This is a genomic window from Nocardia sp. PLKS1-43, from assembly GCF_059510335.1.
In genome coordinates this window covers 282,236-299,326 of sequence record NZ_JCAJZQ010000005.1, presented here as the reverse complement: position 1 = coordinate 299,326, position 17,091 = coordinate 282,236, and the positions used below count along the sequence as shown (strand labels likewise).

At 67.1% G+C, this 17,091-nt stretch carries 15 protein-coding genes; 10 read left to right on the top strand and 5 right to left on the bottom strand.

Going from position 1 to position 17,091, the window contains the following annotated elements; genetic code table 11:
* Nucleotides 1–38: 38 nt before the first annotated feature.
* From AC5WS7_RS20780 to AC5WS7_RS20770, 3 genes are all read right to left on the bottom strand, one after another.
* The gene (locus AC5WS7_RS20780; protein WP_495956439.1) at nt 39–1,316 is read right to left on the bottom strand and encodes a cytochrome P450 family protein; all 1,278 of its coding nucleotides are present in this window, start codon (nt 1,314–1,316) and stop codon (nt 39–41) included.
* Between the two features lie 228 nt (nt 1,317–1,544).
* Entirely contained in the window at nt 1,545–3,638 is a 2,094-nt protein-coding gene (locus AC5WS7_RS20775; RefSeq protein WP_495956205.1) for a glycoside hydrolase family 15 protein, read from the bottom strand.
* A gap of 126 nt (nt 3,639–3,764) precedes the next feature.
* Nucleotides 3,765–4,136 (bottom strand): hypothetical protein, encoded by a 372-nt coding sequence (locus tag AC5WS7_RS20770; protein ID WP_495956204.1) that lies wholly within the window; start codon nt 4,134–4,136, stop codon nt 3,765–3,767.
* Between the two features lie 99 nt (nt 4,137–4,235).
* Here AC5WS7_RS20770 and AC5WS7_RS20765 point away from each other — a divergent pair, with 99 nt between their 5' ends.
* Nucleotides 4,236–4,499 (top strand): hypothetical protein, encoded by a 264-nt coding sequence (locus AC5WS7_RS20765; RefSeq protein WP_495956203.1) that lies wholly within the window; start codon nt 4,236–4,238, stop codon nt 4,497–4,499.
* Between the two features lie 128 nt (nt 4,500–4,627).
* Here the strand turns inward: AC5WS7_RS20765 and AC5WS7_RS20760 are convergent, their stop codons facing one another.
* On the bottom strand, nt 4,628–4,756 hold the full coding sequence (locus AC5WS7_RS20760; RefSeq protein ID WP_495956202.1) for a hypothetical protein: 129 nt from the start codon (nt 4,754–4,756) through the stop codon (nt 4,628–4,630).
* Between the two features lie 237 nt (nt 4,757–4,993).
* On the bottom strand, nt 4,994–6,079 hold the full coding sequence (locus AC5WS7_RS20755) for a M48 family metallopeptidase (protein WP_495956201.1): 1,086 nt from the start codon (nt 6,077–6,079) through the stop codon (nt 4,994–4,996).
* A gap of 61 nt (nt 6,080–6,140) precedes the next feature.
* Between AC5WS7_RS20755 and AC5WS7_RS20750 the strand changes: the two genes are divergently transcribed.
* The 9 genes from AC5WS7_RS20750 (at nt 6,141) to AC5WS7_RS20710 (ending at nt 17,062) form a co-directional block, all read left to right on the top strand.
* Nucleotides 6,141–6,230 carry an Ms4533A family Cys-rich leader peptide gene (locus AC5WS7_RS20750; protein ID WP_373864614.1) on the top strand — a complete coding sequence of 30 codons (90 nt, stop codon included), beginning with the start codon at nt 6,141–6,143 and terminating at the stop codon, nt 6,228–6,230.
* A gap of 180 nt (nt 6,231–6,410) precedes the next feature.
* Complete coding sequence (locus AC5WS7_RS20745; protein ID WP_495956200.1) at nt 6,411–7,457, top strand: sulfate ABC transporter substrate-binding protein; 1,047 nt, start codon at nt 6,411–6,413, stop codon at nt 7,455–7,457.
* A complete protein-coding gene (gene cysT / locus AC5WS7_RS20740; protein ID WP_495956199.1) occupies nt 7,457–8,311 on the top strand; it encodes a sulfate ABC transporter permease subunit CysT in 855 nt (284 codons plus the stop codon). The genes AC5WS7_RS20745 and cysT overlap by 1 nt, the downstream gene beginning before the upstream one ends.
* On the top strand, nt 8,308–9,117 hold the full coding sequence (gene cysW / locus AC5WS7_RS20735) for a sulfate ABC transporter permease subunit CysW (RefSeq protein ID WP_495956198.1): 810 nt from the start codon (nt 8,308–8,310) through the stop codon (nt 9,115–9,117). Before cysT ends, cysW begins: the two co-directional genes overlap by 4 nt.
* Nucleotides 9,118–9,149: 32 nt before the next feature.
* Nucleotides 9,150–10,148: a sulfate/molybdate ABC transporter ATP-binding protein gene (locus AC5WS7_RS20730; protein ID WP_495956197.1), complete on the top strand. Its 999-nt coding sequence runs from the start codon at nt 9,150–9,152 to the stop codon at nt 10,146–10,148.
* Between the two features lie 327 nt (nt 10,149–10,475).
* A complete protein-coding gene (locus AC5WS7_RS20725) occupies nt 10,476–11,480 on the top strand; it encodes an Hsp70 family protein (protein WP_495956196.1) in 1,005 nt (334 codons plus the stop codon).
* Between the two features lie 77 nt (nt 11,481–11,557).
* Complete coding sequence (locus AC5WS7_RS20720; RefSeq protein ID WP_495956195.1) at nt 11,558–12,583, top strand: AurF N-oxygenase family protein; 1,026 nt, start codon at nt 11,558–11,560, stop codon at nt 12,581–12,583.
* 13 nt (nt 12,584–12,596) lie between these two features.
* Entirely contained in the window at nt 12,597–14,177 is a 1,581-nt protein-coding gene (locus AC5WS7_RS20715; protein WP_495956194.1) for an FAD-dependent oxidoreductase, read from the top strand.
* Between the two features lie 788 nt (nt 14,178–14,965).
* On the top strand, nt 14,966–17,062 hold the full coding sequence (locus AC5WS7_RS20710) for an Hsp70 family protein (RefSeq protein ID WP_495956193.1): 2,097 nt from the start codon (nt 14,966–14,968) through the stop codon (nt 17,060–17,062).
* Nucleotides 17,063–17,091 lie beyond the last annotated feature (29 nt).

Below are 17,091 nucleotides of genomic sequence, written 5' to 3'. Positions count from 1 at the left end.
TACCCCGAGCCTGGATCCGATCGATCTCTCCGGGTGCCTCACCCCAGACGCAGTCGAGGCGCCGGCGGGAAGACGACCGGTAGCGCCACCATCGCCCGGTTGAAAGGGCCGGGACGCCAATTGATTTCACTCGGTTCGACGGCCAGGCGGATCTCCGGCAGCGCGTCGAGAAGCTGATCGATCGCGTCCTGCACCACCAGATAGGCCACCGAGCGGGCCGGACACGCATGCGGGCCCGCACCCCACGCCAAGTGCGAGCGATTACCGGTGCGATCGCCGCCCACGATTTCCGGATCGTGATTGCACCCAGCCAGACTGATCACCACCGGTTGATGGGCGGGCAGCCAGGTGTTGTCGATCAGAATCGGCTGGCGCGGATAGGTCATGCAGAAGTTCGCCAGCGGCGGATCGGTGAACAGCACCTCGTCCAGCGCATCGCGGGTGGACAGGCTTCCGCCGAGGATGTCGCCACCGAAACGTTCGTCGGTGATCATCAGCAGCAGCGTGTTGGAAATCAGATTCTGCTGCGGTTCGATGCCCCCGCCGTAGAAGACGATCAGGTTGCGGACCATTTCCTCATCGGTGAGGTTGGCCCGATGATGGGCCAGATGCGAGGTGACATCGTCGGCGGGTGCGGCGCGGCGCAGCTGCACCTGTTCGATCAGCGCCTGGGTCATATGTTCCATACCCCACGCGGCGTTCACCGTGTCGAATATCGCCGCCATCCCGGTGGCGACCCGCCCGCCCAACTCCGCCGAGCAGCCGACCATGCGGTTCAGCACCTCGAAAGCCAGCGGGAATGCGTACTGAGACACCAGATCCGCCGAACCGGATTCACAGAATTCGTTGATCAGCGGAATGGCGATCTGCTCAACCGTGGTGTGCAATTTGTGCAGGTCGACCTTGTCGAAAGCGGCCGTGAACGCCTGCCGGTAGCGCAGGTGAGCACTGCCGGCGCTGCGAATGACGTTCGGATACCACTCCATGATCGGACGTACCGGGCAATCCTCGGGCACGGTTCGCTCCCACGCCCGCGGGTCGGCTGGAAAATGGTCGGGATCGTTCAGGATCCGCAACGCGGCGTGATAGCCGATGACCAGCGTCGCCGGTACTCCGGGCGCCAGCTCGATCGGCACCATCGAGCCGTAGCGGCGGCGCATCGCCGCATAGGCACCGTGCGGATCGGCGACGAATTCCGGTGTGTCCAGCGAGATTCGGGGACCGTCGGTGTCGAACGGGGAGCCGGTGTGCCGGACCGGGCAACCGGCGTTCTCCGACGGGCCGGAACGTGTTGTTGTCAAAGGGACTAACTCCAAAGAATGAACCAGCAAGCGCGACAAGGGATTCACTGTTGGCCGTTAGCTGACAACGTGATCTCGTGCATTGGTCAGAATAAGGGCTGTGGCCGCCTCTCAGCAGGCTTATTCGTAAAACAGAACGTCGGCCGGGACTGGAAGAACGTGCGCATCAATACCGTGATCGACCCGGCTCGGATGTATTGGACTGCCGGGTGCTCGGCCGGATGTCCGGACAGGCCTTTCTTCCTAGCCCGAGCGGTGGGCGGGGTGGAATTCGCCCGCGCTGATGGATTGTTCGGCTCGGATGACGTGGGTGAGGGCGTTGATGAGGGCCAGGTGGGTGAAGGCTTGCGGGAAGTTGCCCAGGTGGCGGCCGGTGCGCGGGTCGATCTCCTCGGCATACAGTTCGAGCGGGCTGGCATATCCGAGCAGCCGCTCGCACAGGTGCCGGGCCCGCTGCACCTCGCCGATCTCCACCAGGGCCGAGACCAGCCAGAACGAGCAGATCGTGAAGGTGCCCTCCACGCCGGACAGGCCGTCGTCGGTGGTGTCGGTGCGATACCGCAGCACCAGGCCCTGGTCGGTGAGTTCGTCGGCGATGGCCAGCACGGTCTTGCGCACCCGAGGATCGTCCGCGGGCAGGAAGCGCAGCAGTGGCACCAGCAGCAGCGAGGCGTCCAGGGTGTCGCCGCCGTAGGTCTGGGTGAACACGCCGTCGGCGTTGACGCCGTTGTCGAGGATGTCCGTGCGGATCTCCCGGGCCAGCTCGGACCACTTCTTGGCGTAGTCGGTCTCGCCGTGCATCTCGGCCAGGTGGGCGCCGCGGTCCAGCGCGACCCAGCACATCACCTTCGAGGAGGTGAAATGCTGCGGTTCGCCGCGGACCTCCCAGATACCGCGATCGGGTTCGCGCCAGTGCTCGATCGCGCCCTGCACCTGCTTTTCCAGCATGGGCCACAGCGTTTCGGGAACCTGCTGGCGCGAACGCACGTGCAGATACACCGAATCCAGGATGGTGCCCCAGATATCGTGCTGGTCCTGGTTGTAGGCCCCGTTGCCGATGCGGACCGGCGAGGCGCCGTCGTAGCCGTGCAGATGACCCAGCTCGTATTCGGTGATGGTCCGTTCGCCGCCGATGCCGTACAGCACCTGCAGCGGGAGCGTCTCGCCGTTGCCGCCGGTGGCCGCGTCGTGCAGGAAGGCGAAGAAGTCGTCGGCCTCCCGGTTCATGCCGAGGGTGTACAGACCCCACAGCGCGAAGGTGGAATCGCGCACCCAGGCGTATCGGTAGTCCCAATTGCGTTCTCCGCCAGGGGTTTCCGGTAGCGAGGTGGTGGCCGCGGCGAGTAGCGCGCCGGTCGGCGCGTAGGTCAGGCCCTTGAGCGTCAGCGCGCTGCGCTGCAGATATCCGCGCCACGGGTGGTCCGGGAACTTGCCCAGCGTGATCCACTGCCGCCAGCATTCGGTGGTCGCCCACATCTTCTCCGCGGCCTCGGCGTAGCTGCGCGGGGCGGGCAGCTGCGACCAGGACAGCGCCACGTAGACCTCGTCGCCCTCCTTCATCCGGGTGCGGGCGCGGGCCTCGCGTCCCTCGATGCCGATGCGCAGATCGGTGGTGAGCGTCAGGCTGGTGCAGTCGGCCTCGCCCTCACAGGTCGCGGTGGCCTGCTCGTAGACCTTGCCGGTGTACTCCCAGCGGGCCGGAGCACGGTGGTAGTCGAAGGCCGGTTCGCAGCTGACCTCCAGTTCGACCACGCCGTTCACGCATTTCACCGTGCGCAGCAGCATATGTTCGGCGTCCCAGTCCATCGGTGTGCGGCGATGGGTCCTGCTGCGCTTGTCGTTGTTGTGCCACGGGCCGAGCACCAGGGCGTCGCGCACGATCAGCCAGCCGGTGTCGGTCTGCCAGGTCGTCTCGACGATCATGCCGCCGGGGAGATAGCGGCGGGCCGCGGGCACGTTCACCCCGTACGGGCCGACCCGGAAATGCCCGGCGCTGCGGTCCAGCATCGCGCCGAAGACGCTGGGCGAATCCGGGCGCGGCAGGCACATCCACTCGACCGCGCCGTTACGGGCGATCAGGCAGTTCGCCTCGCAATCGGACAGGAATGCGTAGTCGTCGATGGGCGGGTAGGCGGATTTGTGCGTCAGACCCGCAGACGGGGTCGGCAGATATCCGGCGGTGAGCTGGTCGTCCGCGACATCGCCCAGGGCGTCGCGGCGTACCGCTGGATCGTCGGCGTTGATCGGCACGGTGTCCGCGGGAACGGGCTGTGGCGGGATGTCCGCGTTGCTGACGTCGTCGGGTGTGTCGCTCAGCGGTTCGTCGTAGGACGTCATGTGGACATCATCGGCCCGTCACGACCGTGTCGTCCAGCGCCGCGCGCGGTCAGCGGGTGAGCAGCCAGGCGACGATCACGAGCACGATCAGAGCCAGGAGGGCCAGTTGGACCCGTGAGCGGGGCATCACACCACTTCCTTCTGCCGCGTTCCGGGGGCGGGGGACAGCGCTCGCGCTCCGTATCCCAGCGGCTGTGGCCCGTAATCCAGGGGCTGCGGTCCGAACTCCGCGGCCGGTGGCTCGTAATCCACCGCGGTGGTGACGGCCTGCATGGGGACGGCGCGATTCTCGCCGTCGATCGGCGAGATGGGTTCCGCCGCGACCACTCGATCGCGGCCGAGCAGGCGCAGCGCCTCACGCAGGAGACGGTCGAGCAGATACGCGATGAGGAAGCTGATCGGGACCATCCCGATCAGCACCACCGCGAACTGCGGTAGGAACGGCAGGCCCGCGACCCACAGTTCGAAACCGTCCCACCAGCCAGCAATGCGATGCACATGGTCAGCCTAGCCCGCGCGCCGGCGAGAGGGGAGAACGCCTCGTCCCTGGGCACGAACGTCCTGCCGCTGTCGGTTGCCCGGGGTACGCTCTCGCCCATGTCAACCGATGAGGATTTCGCTGAGCTCACCCAGCTGCTCGACACCGAGGAAGTCGAGGAGGCCCCCCGGCTGATCGCCACCCACTACGCCTCCCCGGACGAGGCGATCGAGATGGTGCGCGCCGCTCAGCTGCTCGGCCTGGGAGTCCGGCTGCACAACCGGCTGCGGATCGAGGAGTCCGACGAGGACGGCGAGGAGTCGGCCTCCGAGGAGTGGATCCTGGACCTGCTGGAGAGCCCGCCAGAGCTGGAAGAAGACTGAAACCCGGTAGGCGGCTCGGCCTATGCCGACCTGTTGAGCAGCCGAGCCGCCCCCGGTCACACTGCCGAAGCAGTGCCCCCGCTCACCTCGTTCGATGAACCCCGGTCACAGGGGAAGCACTGCCTCGCTTACCTTTCGTCCCGCCGCCCCTGGTGCGGACGCGTGTCCAGCTCACCCTGTTCCGCGCCATCTTGGTGGGGCAGCGTGTCCAGCTCACCTTGTTTCGCCTTGTTGGTGGGGCAGCGTGTCCAGCTCACCCTTGTTCCACCTCGTTGTTGGGACAACGTGTCTCGCTCACCTTGTTCCGCCACCCTGGTGGAGCAGTGTTTCTCGCTCACCTCGTTCCGCCAACCCCGGACAACGTCAACCTCGGGTTTGCGGCGCGGGCTTGCCGCCCGCACGTGTGGCGGGTGCGAGGAACGAGTGCCCGACACGGGGCTGGGCGGTGAGCCTTGAAGCGCCGCAAACCAGCCGGAGCGAAGCGGAGGCAGAAATTACAGCCCGAATCTTTTCCCGATCTTCGAGACCGTCTCGCCGACCTCCTGACCGACGGTGCTCACCGCGGACCCGACATCGCGGCCCAGGTTGCGGACCGTGCGGATCAGGGGGTCCTCCGAGGTGTCGAAACTCTGCCGGTAGGTGCGGGCGGCCTCGCGGATCTCGTCGCTGATCCGGGTGTTCTTGTCCTGTTCGCGCAGTGGGTAGCGGCCGTCGAGGATGCGGTCGTACTCGCCGCCGGTGATCCAGCGGCGCAATTCCGCCGCGCGCAGGACCGAGAACGGGTGCGTCTGCAGTTCCATGTTCAGCAGTTTGAGCACGCCGTCGCGCAGATCGCCGGTGCGGTCGTAATCGTCGGCCTGCTGCAGGAATGCGGCATGATTCATCTCACTCACCATCGCGCCGCCGGCCAATTTCATATGGACCCGCACCGAGGCCTCGACATCCTGTCCGCACAGCAGCCCGGCACGGTCGCCGGAGAGCTCGGATTTGCGGCTCCACTCCATCAGCGCCGCGATGATCGCGCGCAGCGCCCAGCCGCCGATCGGCATCCAGCCGAACGAGGACGCCAGATTCAGCAGGTGCATCAGCATGGTCCGGTAGACCGCGTGCCCGGACATCGCGTGCCCGAGTTCGTGGCCGACGACGAACCGCAATTCCTCCACATCCAGTAGTTCGACCAGTCCCGTGGTCAGCACGATGAACGGCTCGTCCATGCCGATGGTGAAGGCGTTGGCGACCGGGTCCTGTAGCACGTACAGCTCCGGTGCGACGGGTGCGTCGAGGATGCGCACGGCATCGGCGCGCAGATCGTGCAGCGTCTTGAACTGCCGCTCGTCGACGCGGACCGCGGTCGCCAGGTACATCAGCCGGTGCTGGCGTTCCCGCAACAGGCCGGACAGGGTGCGCAGCACGGTGTCGAAACCGGCGAAGGTGCGCATGGCCACCAGCGCGGTGCGGTCCGCCGGATGCTCCCACGCACGCGTGCTGATGCCGGGAAAGGTGCGCCGGATGCGGTCCGGAGCGGTGGATCCGGCCACCGTCCGATCCTGCGGTGCGGGCTCGCGCGGCGTTGCGGTCACAGATACCCCCTGGGGTTCGATTAGGTCGCGGTGATTCGTCCCGTTCTGCTACAGTCTGCCCGTGTCATCGAGTGTTCTGCCGAAGGTCCGCCATGAATTGGCGTTGATCGCGGTCGGTTGCCTCGTGCTCGCGGACATCTACTGTCGCTGATAGGGCGGACACTACTGCGCGCCTACACTGGCCGCGATCGAATTTCCAGATGTGTCCGTATTCGCCAGGCCCCTTCGGGCCTCGTCGCGGCGTTGTCGAAATCCCTTGCAGGGCAACGGAAGCGGCATCTCGATCCCACCCGCTGATCAGGCGGGCAGGCAGGAAAGGTCCACATCCGAAATGTCTCGCAGCAAAGGGCCCGGCGCCCGGCGGTTCACCGCGGCCGCCGCGGTCGCGCTCGTCATGGCACTGCTGAGCGCCTGTAGTGGAGGTACCAGCGATGTCCCCGGCAGTAAGGGCGGCGGCGGCGGTAACGGCGCGTTGACGCTGTTCGCGTATTCGACCGCCAAGCCCGCCTTCGACAAGGCGGTGGCCGCGTTCAACAAGACCGCCGCGGGCGCGGGCGTGCAGGTGCAGCAGTCCTACGGCGCATCGGGCGACCAGTCCCGCAAGGTCGCCGCGGGCGCGACCGCGGATGTGGTGAACTTCTCGGTCGAACCGGACATCACCCGCCTGGTCACCGCGGGGCTGGTCGATTCGAAGTGGAATGCCGACGCGGAGAAGGGAATTCCGTTCGGCTCGGTGGTGGCGATCGTGGTCCGCAAGGGCAATCCGAAGGGCATCCACGACTGGGACGATCTGCTGAAGCCGGGTGTGCAGGTGGTGACCCCGAACCCGTTCAGCTCCGGCTCCGCGAAGTGGAATCTGTTGGCGCCGTACGCGGAGAAGAGCGACGGCGGCAAGGATCCCCAGGCCGGACTGGACTATCTGGGCAAGCTGATCACCAAGGATCACATCAAGGTGCAGCCCAAATCCGGCCGCGAGGCGACCGAGACCTTCCTGCAGGGCACCGGTGACGTGCTGATCAGCTATGAGAACGAGGCGATCCTGTCCCAGCGTGAGGGCGATGCGATCGAGTACCTGATCCCGCCGATCACGTTCAAGATCGAGAATCCGGTGGCCGTGGTGAAGAACAGCCGCAATCTCGCCAAGGCCGTGGCGTTCAAGGACTTCCTCTACACCCCGGCGGGCCAGCGCGCGATCGCCGATGCCGGATTCCGCCCGGTCGACCCGCAGGTCGCCGCCGAATTCGGCCACGATTTCCCGAAGCCCGCGAAGAAGTTGTGGACCATCGCGGACCTCGGCGGCTGGAAGCAGGTGGACAAGCAGTTGTTCACGCCCAATACCGGCAGCGTGGCGACCATCTACGACAGGGCGACGAAATAGTGACCGAGATCGAAACCGCGGCGTCGGTGAATACGCCGAGCCGCGGATCATGGCTGCGGGTGACCGGATCGGTCGGCCCGCTCGGCATCGCCACGGCGGTGCTGTGGTTGAGTGTGATCGTCCTGCTTCCGTTGGCGGCGTTGGCATTTCACGCGTTCGACAAGGGCTGGTCCGGATTCTGGTCCGCGGCCACCGCACCCGCGGCGCTGGACGCGCTGAAGGTGACCGTCATCCTGTCGGTGCTGGTGGCACTGCTCAACGTGGTGATGGGCACACTGGTGGCCTGGGTGCTGGTGCGCGACGAGTTTCCGGGTAAGTCGATCGTGAACTCGCTGATCGACCTGCCCTTCGCCCTGCCCACCATCGTCGCCAGCATCGTGATGTTGGCGCTGTACGGGCCGGACAGCCCGATCGGCATCCACCTCAACGCCACCCAGCCCGGCGTCGTCATCGCGCTGGCCTTCGTGACGCTGCCGTTCGTGGTCCGGGCGGTGCAGCCGGTGCTGCTGGAATCCGACCACTCGGTGGAACAAGCCGCGGTCTCACTGGGGGCGGGCAACTGGACCACATTCCGCAGTATCGTGCTGCCGTCGCTCATTCCGGCGATCATCTCCGGCGGGGGCCTGGCGTTCGCCCGCGCCATCGGCGAATTCGGCTCGGTGGTGTTGATCGGCGGGAACATTCCCGGACACACGCAGGTCGCCTCGCAGTACATCCAGCAGCAGATCGAGGTGGACCGGCCCGTCAGCGCGGCTGCGGTTTCTGTTGCGCTGCTGGTCATTTCATTCGCGACATTGCTGGTGCTGCGGCTGTTCGCCGACCGCACCGCGCGCAAGGAGCTGGCGAGCCGATGAAACTCTCACCGCTGAGCCGCGTTTCACTGCGCGTGGTCGCGCTGGTCTATCTGTTCGCACTGCTGGTGGCGCCACTGGTGATCATCCTGTGGCGCAGTTTCGCCAAGGGAGTGGGACAGTTCTACGACTGGATCTCCACGCCCGCCGCGATCTCCGCGTTCAACATCACGATGATCATCCTGCTGATCGTGGTTCCGCTCAACGTGCTGTTCGGCATACTCACCGCGATCGCCCTGGTGCGCGGAAACTTCCCGGGCCGCAGCCTGCTTCAGGGCGTGGTCGATCTGCCTTTCGCGGTTTCGCCTGTGGTAGTTGGCGTTTCGCTGATCATGCTGTGGGGTGTCACCGGATGGTTCGGTGGCATAGAGCATCTCGGCTTCCGGGTGATCTTCGGGCTGCCCGGAATGGTGATCGCGACGCTGTTCGTGACCCTGCCGTACGTGGTGCGCGAGGTGGAGCCGGTACTGCACGAGATCGGTGACGATCAGGAGCAGGCCGCGACGACCCTGGGCGCCTCACGCTGGCAGACGTTCTGGCGGATCACCCTGCCCGCGATCCGCTGGGGCCTGACCTACGGCATCGTGCTGACGGTCGCGCGGTCGCTCGGTGAATTCGGCGCGGTGATCATGGTCTCGACGGGCCTGCCCGGCGGCGGCCAGACGCTGACCCTGCTGGTGAACGCGCGATACATGGACGACCGCAACATCTTCGGCTCCTACTGCGCGGCGACGCTGCTGATGGCCATGGGGCTGGTCACCCTGCTGTTGATGACCGTACTCGAACGCAAGCGGGGCACCGCGAAATGACGAACTCGACGATCCCCGCCGGAGGCGAGCACATGATCACCGTTGCGAATGCGAAGAAGAACTACGGCAGTTTCGCCGCACTCGACGATGTCAGCATCGATATCCCCTCGGGCGAGCTGACCGCCCTGCTGGGCCCTTCGGGCTCGGGTAAATCGACGCTGCTGCGCTCGATCGCCGGTTTGGAATCGCTGGATTCGGGCGTGGTCACCATCGCCGGTCGCGATGTCACCCGGGTCTCGCCGCAGAAGCGCGACATCGGCTTCGTCTTCCAGCATTACGCGGCGTTCAAGCACATGACCGTGCGCGACAACGTCGCGTTCGGCCTGAAGATCCGCAAGCGGCCGCGCAACGAGATCGCCAAGCGGGTGGACGAGTTGCTCGGCATCGTCGGCCTGGACGGTTTCCAGCATCGGTACCCGGCGCAGCTGTCCGGCGGTCAGCGCCAGCGCATGGCCCTGGCCCGCGCGCTCGCGGTCGATCCGCAGGTGCTGCTGCTGGACGAGCCGTTCGGCGCGTTGGACGCGAAGGTGCGCACCGACCTGCGGACCTGGCTGCGCCGTCTGCACGAGGAGGTCCACGTGACCACGGTGCTGGTGACGCACGATCAGGAGGAGGCCCTGGACGTCGCGGACCGGATCGCGGTGATGAACGCCGGGCGCATCGAGCAGATCGGCAGTCCGGAGGACGTCTACGACCGTCCGGCGAACCAGTTCGTCATGTCCTTCCTTGGCGCGGTGGCCAAGCTGAACGGACATCTGGTGCGTCCGCACGATATCCGGATCGGTCGTGATCCGGAGATGGCGCTGGCCTCGCACGAGGGCACCGCGGAATCGGCGGGCGTCACCCGCGCCACGGTGGAGCGGGTGGTGGTGCTCGGCTTCGAGGTGCGGCTGGAGTTGCGCAACGCCGCTACCGGCGATGTGTTCACCGCGCAGATCACCCGCGGCGACTCCGAGGCGCTGCAGTTGCGTGACGGGGAGACCGTATACGCCCGCGCGACCCGGATTCCGGAGTTGCCGGCGGGAGTCTGAGTGCGGCGCCGGGCGGACTTCCGAGGTGGTCCGCCCGGCTCGCCGATAACTGCGCGGACGGCCGATCCGCACGGTTTGCCCACTTCTGAACGGTATGTGCGGGAGATGTCACGAGCGGACAACCGCTTGTCCGGTGGTTGTCAGCGCCGGGTTGCGGATGATTGCCTGGGATTCGTTCGGATCACGATTGCATAAACCCTGTTCGTTCGTCGACCGAGGTGGGTGTAGATGGCAGTTGGGCTCGGAGTCAGTATCGGAACGGTCAATACGGTGTGCGAAGTGGCGGGGGAGAACGGCAGAGCCGCGCACCGGAACAAGAGAAAGGGCGTGCCCACCAAGTGGCGCACCACCCTCACGTTCGACAGCGCCGGCGTCGCTCGCGTCGGCCGCATTCCCGCTCACGGCCGCGCCCTGGCCGAATTCGCCGATCTGAGCCAGCGTTCCACGCCGACCGCCCGGGTCGGTAACCGCACGCTCACCGCGGCGGACCTGGTGGCGACCGTCGCGCAGGGCGTGATCGCCGAAACCCTGGGCGCGGAGCCGCGGGAGGATCTCGCGCTGGCGGTGACCCATCCCGTCGGTTATTCGGACAGGCAGGTCGGCGATCTGCGCGGCGCGCTCGACACGGTGGGCCTCGAGCGGGCCGAGCTGATCGCGGAACCGGTCGCCGCGGCGGCCTGGTTCGAGGCCGCCCGGGGCCCGGTCGCTCCGGGGTTGATGCTCGTCTACGACCTGGGCGGTTCGGGTTTGAGCGTGACCCTGGTCCGGGTCGGCGCGGGCGCGCCGGACAATCGCGTGATCGGCACGCCGGTGCGGTCGAGCGAATACGGCGGACGCGCGTTCGGGACACTGATGACCAAACGGGCGAGCCGGCTGGCCTCGCCGCGTTCGCTCACCGATTCCGATGCCGCGATCTCGGCGCTGCGTTCCATCCATGTGCTGCGTTCGGTGGACCTGGTCTACACCTGCCTGCGCACCGCCGACGTGACCATGGCCGATGTGGACCGGGTGCTGGTGATCGGCGGCGCCGCCCGGCCGCGCGAGGTCGCGCAGGTGCTCGGTGAGGAACTCGCGCGGCCGGTGATCGCTGCGGCCGATCCGGAGCGCACCATCGCGGAAGGGGCGGCGATCATCGCGCAGCAGGCCGCCGAGGCGGCGTGCGGGACCCGCGGTCGTCGGCGGACGGGCACGGCGTGGTCGCAGCGGCGGCTGGTGCGTGTCGCGGCGGCGGTGCTGATCGCCGGCGGTGGCGCGATGGCCGGAGTCGTGGTGCCCGAGGCCGCGGTTGCGGCCGGATCGGCGCATGCGGGGCTGGTGCCGCTGGACCGGTGACCTGCACCAGTTGACGTGACCCACGGTTGGTGTAACTATTGGAAACAGTTACCCCAACGAGTGGAGAGGCTGTGACGATGACGTCCGTTGCCACGACGCCTGGTGCCGACCACGTCGAGCCCGAGGACCCGATTGTCCGAGAGGCACGGGAGTACGCCGCCAAGCTGACACTGCTGTCCGAAGGGTCGGTGAATCGTCACTTCGATCCCTTCGAGGACATCGACTGGGAAAACCCCGATTTCCACCCGGATGCCGCCCCCGAGCGGTGGATTCTGCCCGTTTCGGCGGATCCGCTCGGGCGGCATCCGTGGTATCTGGCGCAGTCCCGGGAGCGGCAGATCGAAATCGGCAAGTACCGCCAGGCGAACGTCGCCAAGGTGGGTCTGCAGTTCGAGTCGATCCTGATCAGCGGGATGGTGAACCACACCTTCGGTCTGCCCAACGGCGATCCGGAGTTCCGGTACTGCACGCACGAGATGACCGAGGAACTCAATCACACTCAGATGTTCCAGGAGATGGTCAACCGGATCGGCGCGGACGTTCCGGGTATGGGCCCGGTCGTGCGCAAGCTGCGGTACCTGGGCGTTCCGGTGGCCGTGCTGACGCCGAATCTGTTCTTCATGGCCGTGCTCGCCGGCGAGGAGCCGATCGATCACATCCAGAAGGCGATTCTGCGTTCGGGCGAGGAGGTGCACCCGATCATGCGCGGGGTCATGTCGATCCACGTGGCCGAGGAGGCGCGGCACATCTCCTTCGCGCACGAATTCCTCGAACATCATGTGCCGCAGGTGTCGCCGGTCAAGAAGTTCGTGCTGTCGCTGGCCATGCCGCTGATCATGTGGATTCTGGGCCGGTCCATCGCCACGCCGCCGAAGTCGTTCTTCGACGAGTTCGATATCCCGGACGAGGTCCGCAAGGAGCTGTTCTACGGCTCCGCGGAGGCCCGCCAGGTCTTCAGCGACTACTTCGTCGACGTGCGGGCGCTGGCCAAGCAGATCGGCCTGATGAACCCGGTCGCCAAGGGTGTCTGGAAGCTGCTGCGCATCGACGGTCCGAGCAGCCGTTACCGCTCGGAGCCGCTGCGCGTGGTCAAGGCGAGCTGAGGGCGAGCGCACAGTGCCGTACGTCGTCACCCAATCCTGTTGTAGCGACGCGTCCTGCGTCTACGCGTGCCCGGTCAACTGCATCCACCCCACTCCGGACGAGCCCGATTTCCTGAGTGCGGAGATGCTGTACGTGGACCCGGCGGCATGCGTGGACTGCGGGGCGTGCGCCACGGCGTGCCCGGTCGATGCCATCACCTCGACCAAGCGGCTCACGCCCGAGCAGCAGCCCTTCATCGAGATCAACGCCGATTTCTATCGGCAGGTGCGTCCGCGTCCGGTGCTGGCGCGCCCGGTGCCCGCGGCGCGGGTCGAGGGCGGGCCGCTGCGGGTGGCGATCGTCGGTTCGGGCCCGTCGGCGATGTACGCCGCCGACGAGCTGCTGACCCAGCCGGATGTCTCGGTCACCGTGATCGACCGGCTGCCGGTGCCGTACGGCCTGGCCCGGTTCGGCGTCGCGCCCGACCACACCAAGACTCGTCGGGTGAGCAGGTTGTACGACGTCATGTCCGAACAGCCCGGATTCGGAGCGTATCTGAACCTCACTGTCGGACAGGACGTTTCGCATGAGGAACTGCTCGCGCACCATCACGCGGTGATCTACGCCGTCGGCGCCTCGACCGATCGCAAACTCGGCATTCCCGGTGAGGGCCTGCCGGGCAGCGCCTCGGCGACCGAATTCGTGGCCTGGTACAACGGCCACCCCGATCAGGCCGAGCGCGACTTCGATCTGACCCAGCGCCGGGCCGTGATCGTCGGCAACGGCAATGTCGCGCTGGACGTCGCGCGGATTCTCACCGCCGATCCGGATACGCTCGCGCACACCGATGTGTCGCCTCGGGCGCTGGAAGCGTTGCGGCACAGCAAGGTCGAAGAGGTTGTGATCATCGCACGGCGCGGGCCGGCCGAATCCGCCTTCACCGTGCCCGAATTCGTGGGCCTGCTCGGTGCGGACGTGGATATCGTCGTGGAAGGCGATGTGCCCGAACCGGTTCCGGGGATGCCGCAGAAGGTCGAGCACAAGTTGCGGATGCTGCGCTCTCTGGCCGACCGGCCGGTGAGCGGCCGCAAGCGGATCGTTTTCCGCTATCTGTCCTCGCCGGCGGCTCTGGTCGGCACCGACCGGGTCACCGGAATCGAGTTGGCGCACAACGAACTCGCCACCGATGCGGATGGCACGGTGCGCGCGGTTCCCACCGGTTCCACCGAAACCCTCGACACCGGAATGGTTCTCGCCTCGGTCGGATATCGCGGTGTGCCGTTGCCCGGCTTGCCGTTCGACGATGCCGCCGGGGTCATCCCGAATTCCGCGGGCCGGGTGCAATCGGCTCCGGACGGCGCGGCCGTTCCGGGTGTGTACGTGACCGGTTGGATCAAGCGCGGCCCCACCGGATTCATCGGCACCAACAAATCCTGTGCTCAGGAGACCGTGCGCGGTCTGGTGGCGGACTTCAACAGCGGTCGCCTCGCCGAACCAGCGCACAGCACCGTCGATTTCGATGCCCTCGTCTCCGCCCGTCGTCCGTCGGCCATCCGGGGCGGTGCGGTGGCGGCTCGGCCCAAGCGCAAGCGTCGTCTGCTCGCGCGGGCTTGACCATCGGTCCCGCGGCGGGCTGTGGTCTCGCCGGAACGCGCAGAGCGGGAAGATGCGACCGACGTCCCGCCGGTATCGCCGGCGGCGCGGGAGCGGAACAGAGTGAGCAGTCGGGTGGTTCCGTTCGGGGTGGGCAGGGGTCGATTCGTGCCTCCCGGACGAATCGGCCTCTGCCCACGCCGTGCGGGCCGACTGTGAAAGGCGCTGTCCGGAACGGTGGTCCGGATCGGTAGTCGCCGATTGCGCGGCGCCGCAGGGGTGTAGCCGTACGGGGGTGCGCACGCCGGTCGTGACGAGTCGTCGGCGAGTGCGGACTCGGCGACGGAAGTCGCTGTCCGAGACCGGCTGTCGGATACCGGCCGGTCCGTCCGGAGTGCCATTCTGTCTGAAACGTTCGCCGTTCTTTCGGGGGCAACTATTCAGCGACTCCATTTTGTGCGGTCGAATGCGGGTATCCGAAATCTGTTGCGAGACATTCGCAGCGCACCGGTCGGTTTGTCGGCCTAGTTACTGCAAGGTAGCTGGTTTTTCCGGCTAATTGGGCGTGTCGCACATCCAGCGACCCAATTTTCCGACTTGAATACCGGCCTATCAGGCGTTTTGTTCTGTGTACCGGTGGGTATGAAACCTTTTCCGCCCATTGGGTATCCGTCATCGATATCAACCAGCTAACCTGTGTTCGCTGTTTGGTAAACGACCGCGACCTCGAGGTTCGTACCCCGGGCCGTGGTCTCGGTGCGTTTGACAGGATGGCAATGACTGTTGGCTTCGGCATGAGCATCGGCACAGTGAACTCCGTGTGGGCCGCCACCACCGGAGAGGGGGACATCCCCGTGGCGCGGGTGCGTCGCACCGCCGTCACATTCGACGGCGCCGGTGGGGCCCGTATCGGTGGCCTGCCGCGATTCGCGCCGGTGGTAACGGATTTCGCGGATCTCACCCGGGAGATCGAGCCCGTCGTCGTGGGCGGGCGGATCTGGACCTCCGCCGATCTCGTTGCCGCCGTGGCCACCTGCCTGATCGGCGCCACCGAATTCGACGGCGAGCCGGTGATCACCTATCCCGCTTGCTATTCCGACGCACGGGTTGCCGCGTTGCGGCACGCCATGGACTGGGCCGGTGCCACCCGGACGCTGCTGATGCCCGAGCCGGTCGCCGCGGCCGAGTGGCTCGACGCCGAATACGGCGTCTCCGACAACGGACTCACGCTCGTCTACGATCTCGGCGGCAACAGCCTCGACGTCGCGGTGGTGCGCACCGAGGCCGACCGGGAAAAGCGCGGTGTGCTCGGGAAACCGTTGCGTTCCTACGAATACGGCGGCCGGCCGCTGGGAACCACGCTGGCCCGGTACGCCCGGGCGCTGGCGCCGGACGCGTCGTCGCCGGTCTCGAAGGTCGTCCCGGCCGACGACACCGCCCGATTGCGGACCTGGAATATTCGCAATTCGCTGCGCCTGGTGCGGCGTTGCGTTCGCGCGGCCGGGCTCACCATCGGCGACGTGGACCGAATCCTGCTGGTCGGCGGGGCCGCGCGCCCGGTCGAGGTGGCGCAGGTGATCGCGGAGCTCGGACGTCCCGTGGTGCTCTCGCCGGATCCGGCGCACACCGTGGCAGAGGGGGCCGCGCTGGCCTCGTTCCGGATGGCCGATACCGGCGCAAACCTCGGCCGATACGCGCGCGGTGCGGTCGTATTATCCAGTGCGGCAGTCGCTTCGGCAGTGGCGATGTCGGCGGCGACGATGCTCGGCGGCGGGCCGATCGGGTCCGACGGTCCCGTGCTGGAATTCGCGCCCGCGCTCGCGGGGCCCGCGCCCGACCCGGCGCCCGAGGTGCAGGTGATCGACGGAACCGTTGCCGGCGCCCCATCGCTGGGTTCGCCCGTGGCGTCCGATGTCGCGCTGCCGCTGCGGTCCTACTCCAAGGTGCAGGCGTACAGCGCTGTGGTACAAACATTTTCGGACCCCAGGTCGGCTCAGGCGCAACGCGCGCTGACCGAGTACGGCCCGGGTACGCACTGCGCCCCGCTCGGCCGTCTGCGGCCGCCGATCTACTCCGACCCCGCGCGGTTCATCAATCCGCTGCCGTTCGCGAGCGCATCCGGCGCTACGATTCCCGAAATCAGCCTGCCGCGTCCGTCGACGAATTCGGGAAACTCCGCCTCCCATCACCATTCCGGCCACGACACACTGCCGCGAAGGTGGGATCCGGCGGATCGAGTAGTGCCACCGGCGCAAACTTCATCGACGGAACCCGTTGCGGCACAGGCGAGTACCGGGACGCCGCAACCCGTATCGCAAACCCGGGCCGGATCGGGGCTACCGGAAGCGGATTCGGCAGCGGCAGGCCCGCATTCGACTCCGGGCAATGCCTCCGGAACGAGTACCCGGCCCGGTTCGCAGGCTCCCGGCACGGCCCACTCCGGGGCCGGGACGAGCACTGCGGGAGATCCGGCGAGTACCGATACCGGGGGCGCCCTGTCGTCCGGCGGCAATACGACATCGGCCGGTCCCGCCGGGGGCGGCCAGGCCTCGGGGCCCGCATCCCACGGCGGCGATGCCGCGGCCGCACCGAACCCGGGTAGCGGACTGTCGAATTCTCCCGAAAGCACTGCCTCGCACGACACTTCGGGCTCATTCGGCGGCGCCACGCCGCACTGGGCCGGGGGTGGAACCTCGAACAACACCTCCAGCTCACCGGGCGGGGCCACCTCCCATCACTCGCTGGGCGGCGTCACGTCGAACGAACCGTCCCACTCCTTCGGCGGATCGACCTCGAACGGACCGTCGTCGCACAGTCCCTCGACTTCCGCAGGTGGCAATTCCTTCGGCGGTGGTTTCCACGGTGGCTCCATGGGCGGTGGTTTCCACGGCGGCGGACTGCACTGATGCCATCCGGACCGCCGCGACATGAGGGG

Excerpts from the sequence above, each read along its gene's own strand:
- AC5WS7_RS20775 (WP_495956205.1), bottom strand. The coding sequence starts at position 3,638 with ATGACGTCCTACGACGAACCGCTGAGCGACACACCCGACGACGTCAGC.
- AC5WS7_RS20765 (WP_495956203.1), top strand. The coding sequence starts at position 4,236 with ATGTCAACCGATGAGGATTTCGCTGAGCTCACCCAGCTGCTCGACACC.
- AC5WS7_RS20745 (WP_495956200.1), top strand. The coding sequence starts at position 6,411 with ATGTCTCGCAGCAAAGGGCCCGGCGCCCGGCGGTTCACCGCGGCCGCC.
- cysW (WP_495956198.1), top strand. The coding sequence starts at position 8,308 with ATGAAACTCTCACCGCTGAGCCGCGTTTCACTGCGCGTGGTCGCGCTG.
- AC5WS7_RS20730 (WP_495956197.1), top strand. The coding sequence starts at position 9,150 with ATGATCACCGTTGCGAATGCGAAGAAGAACTACGGCAGTTTCGCCGCA.
- AC5WS7_RS20720 (WP_495956195.1), top strand. The coding sequence starts at position 11,558 with ATGACGTCCGTTGCCACGACGCCTGGTGCCGACCACGTCGAGCCCGAG.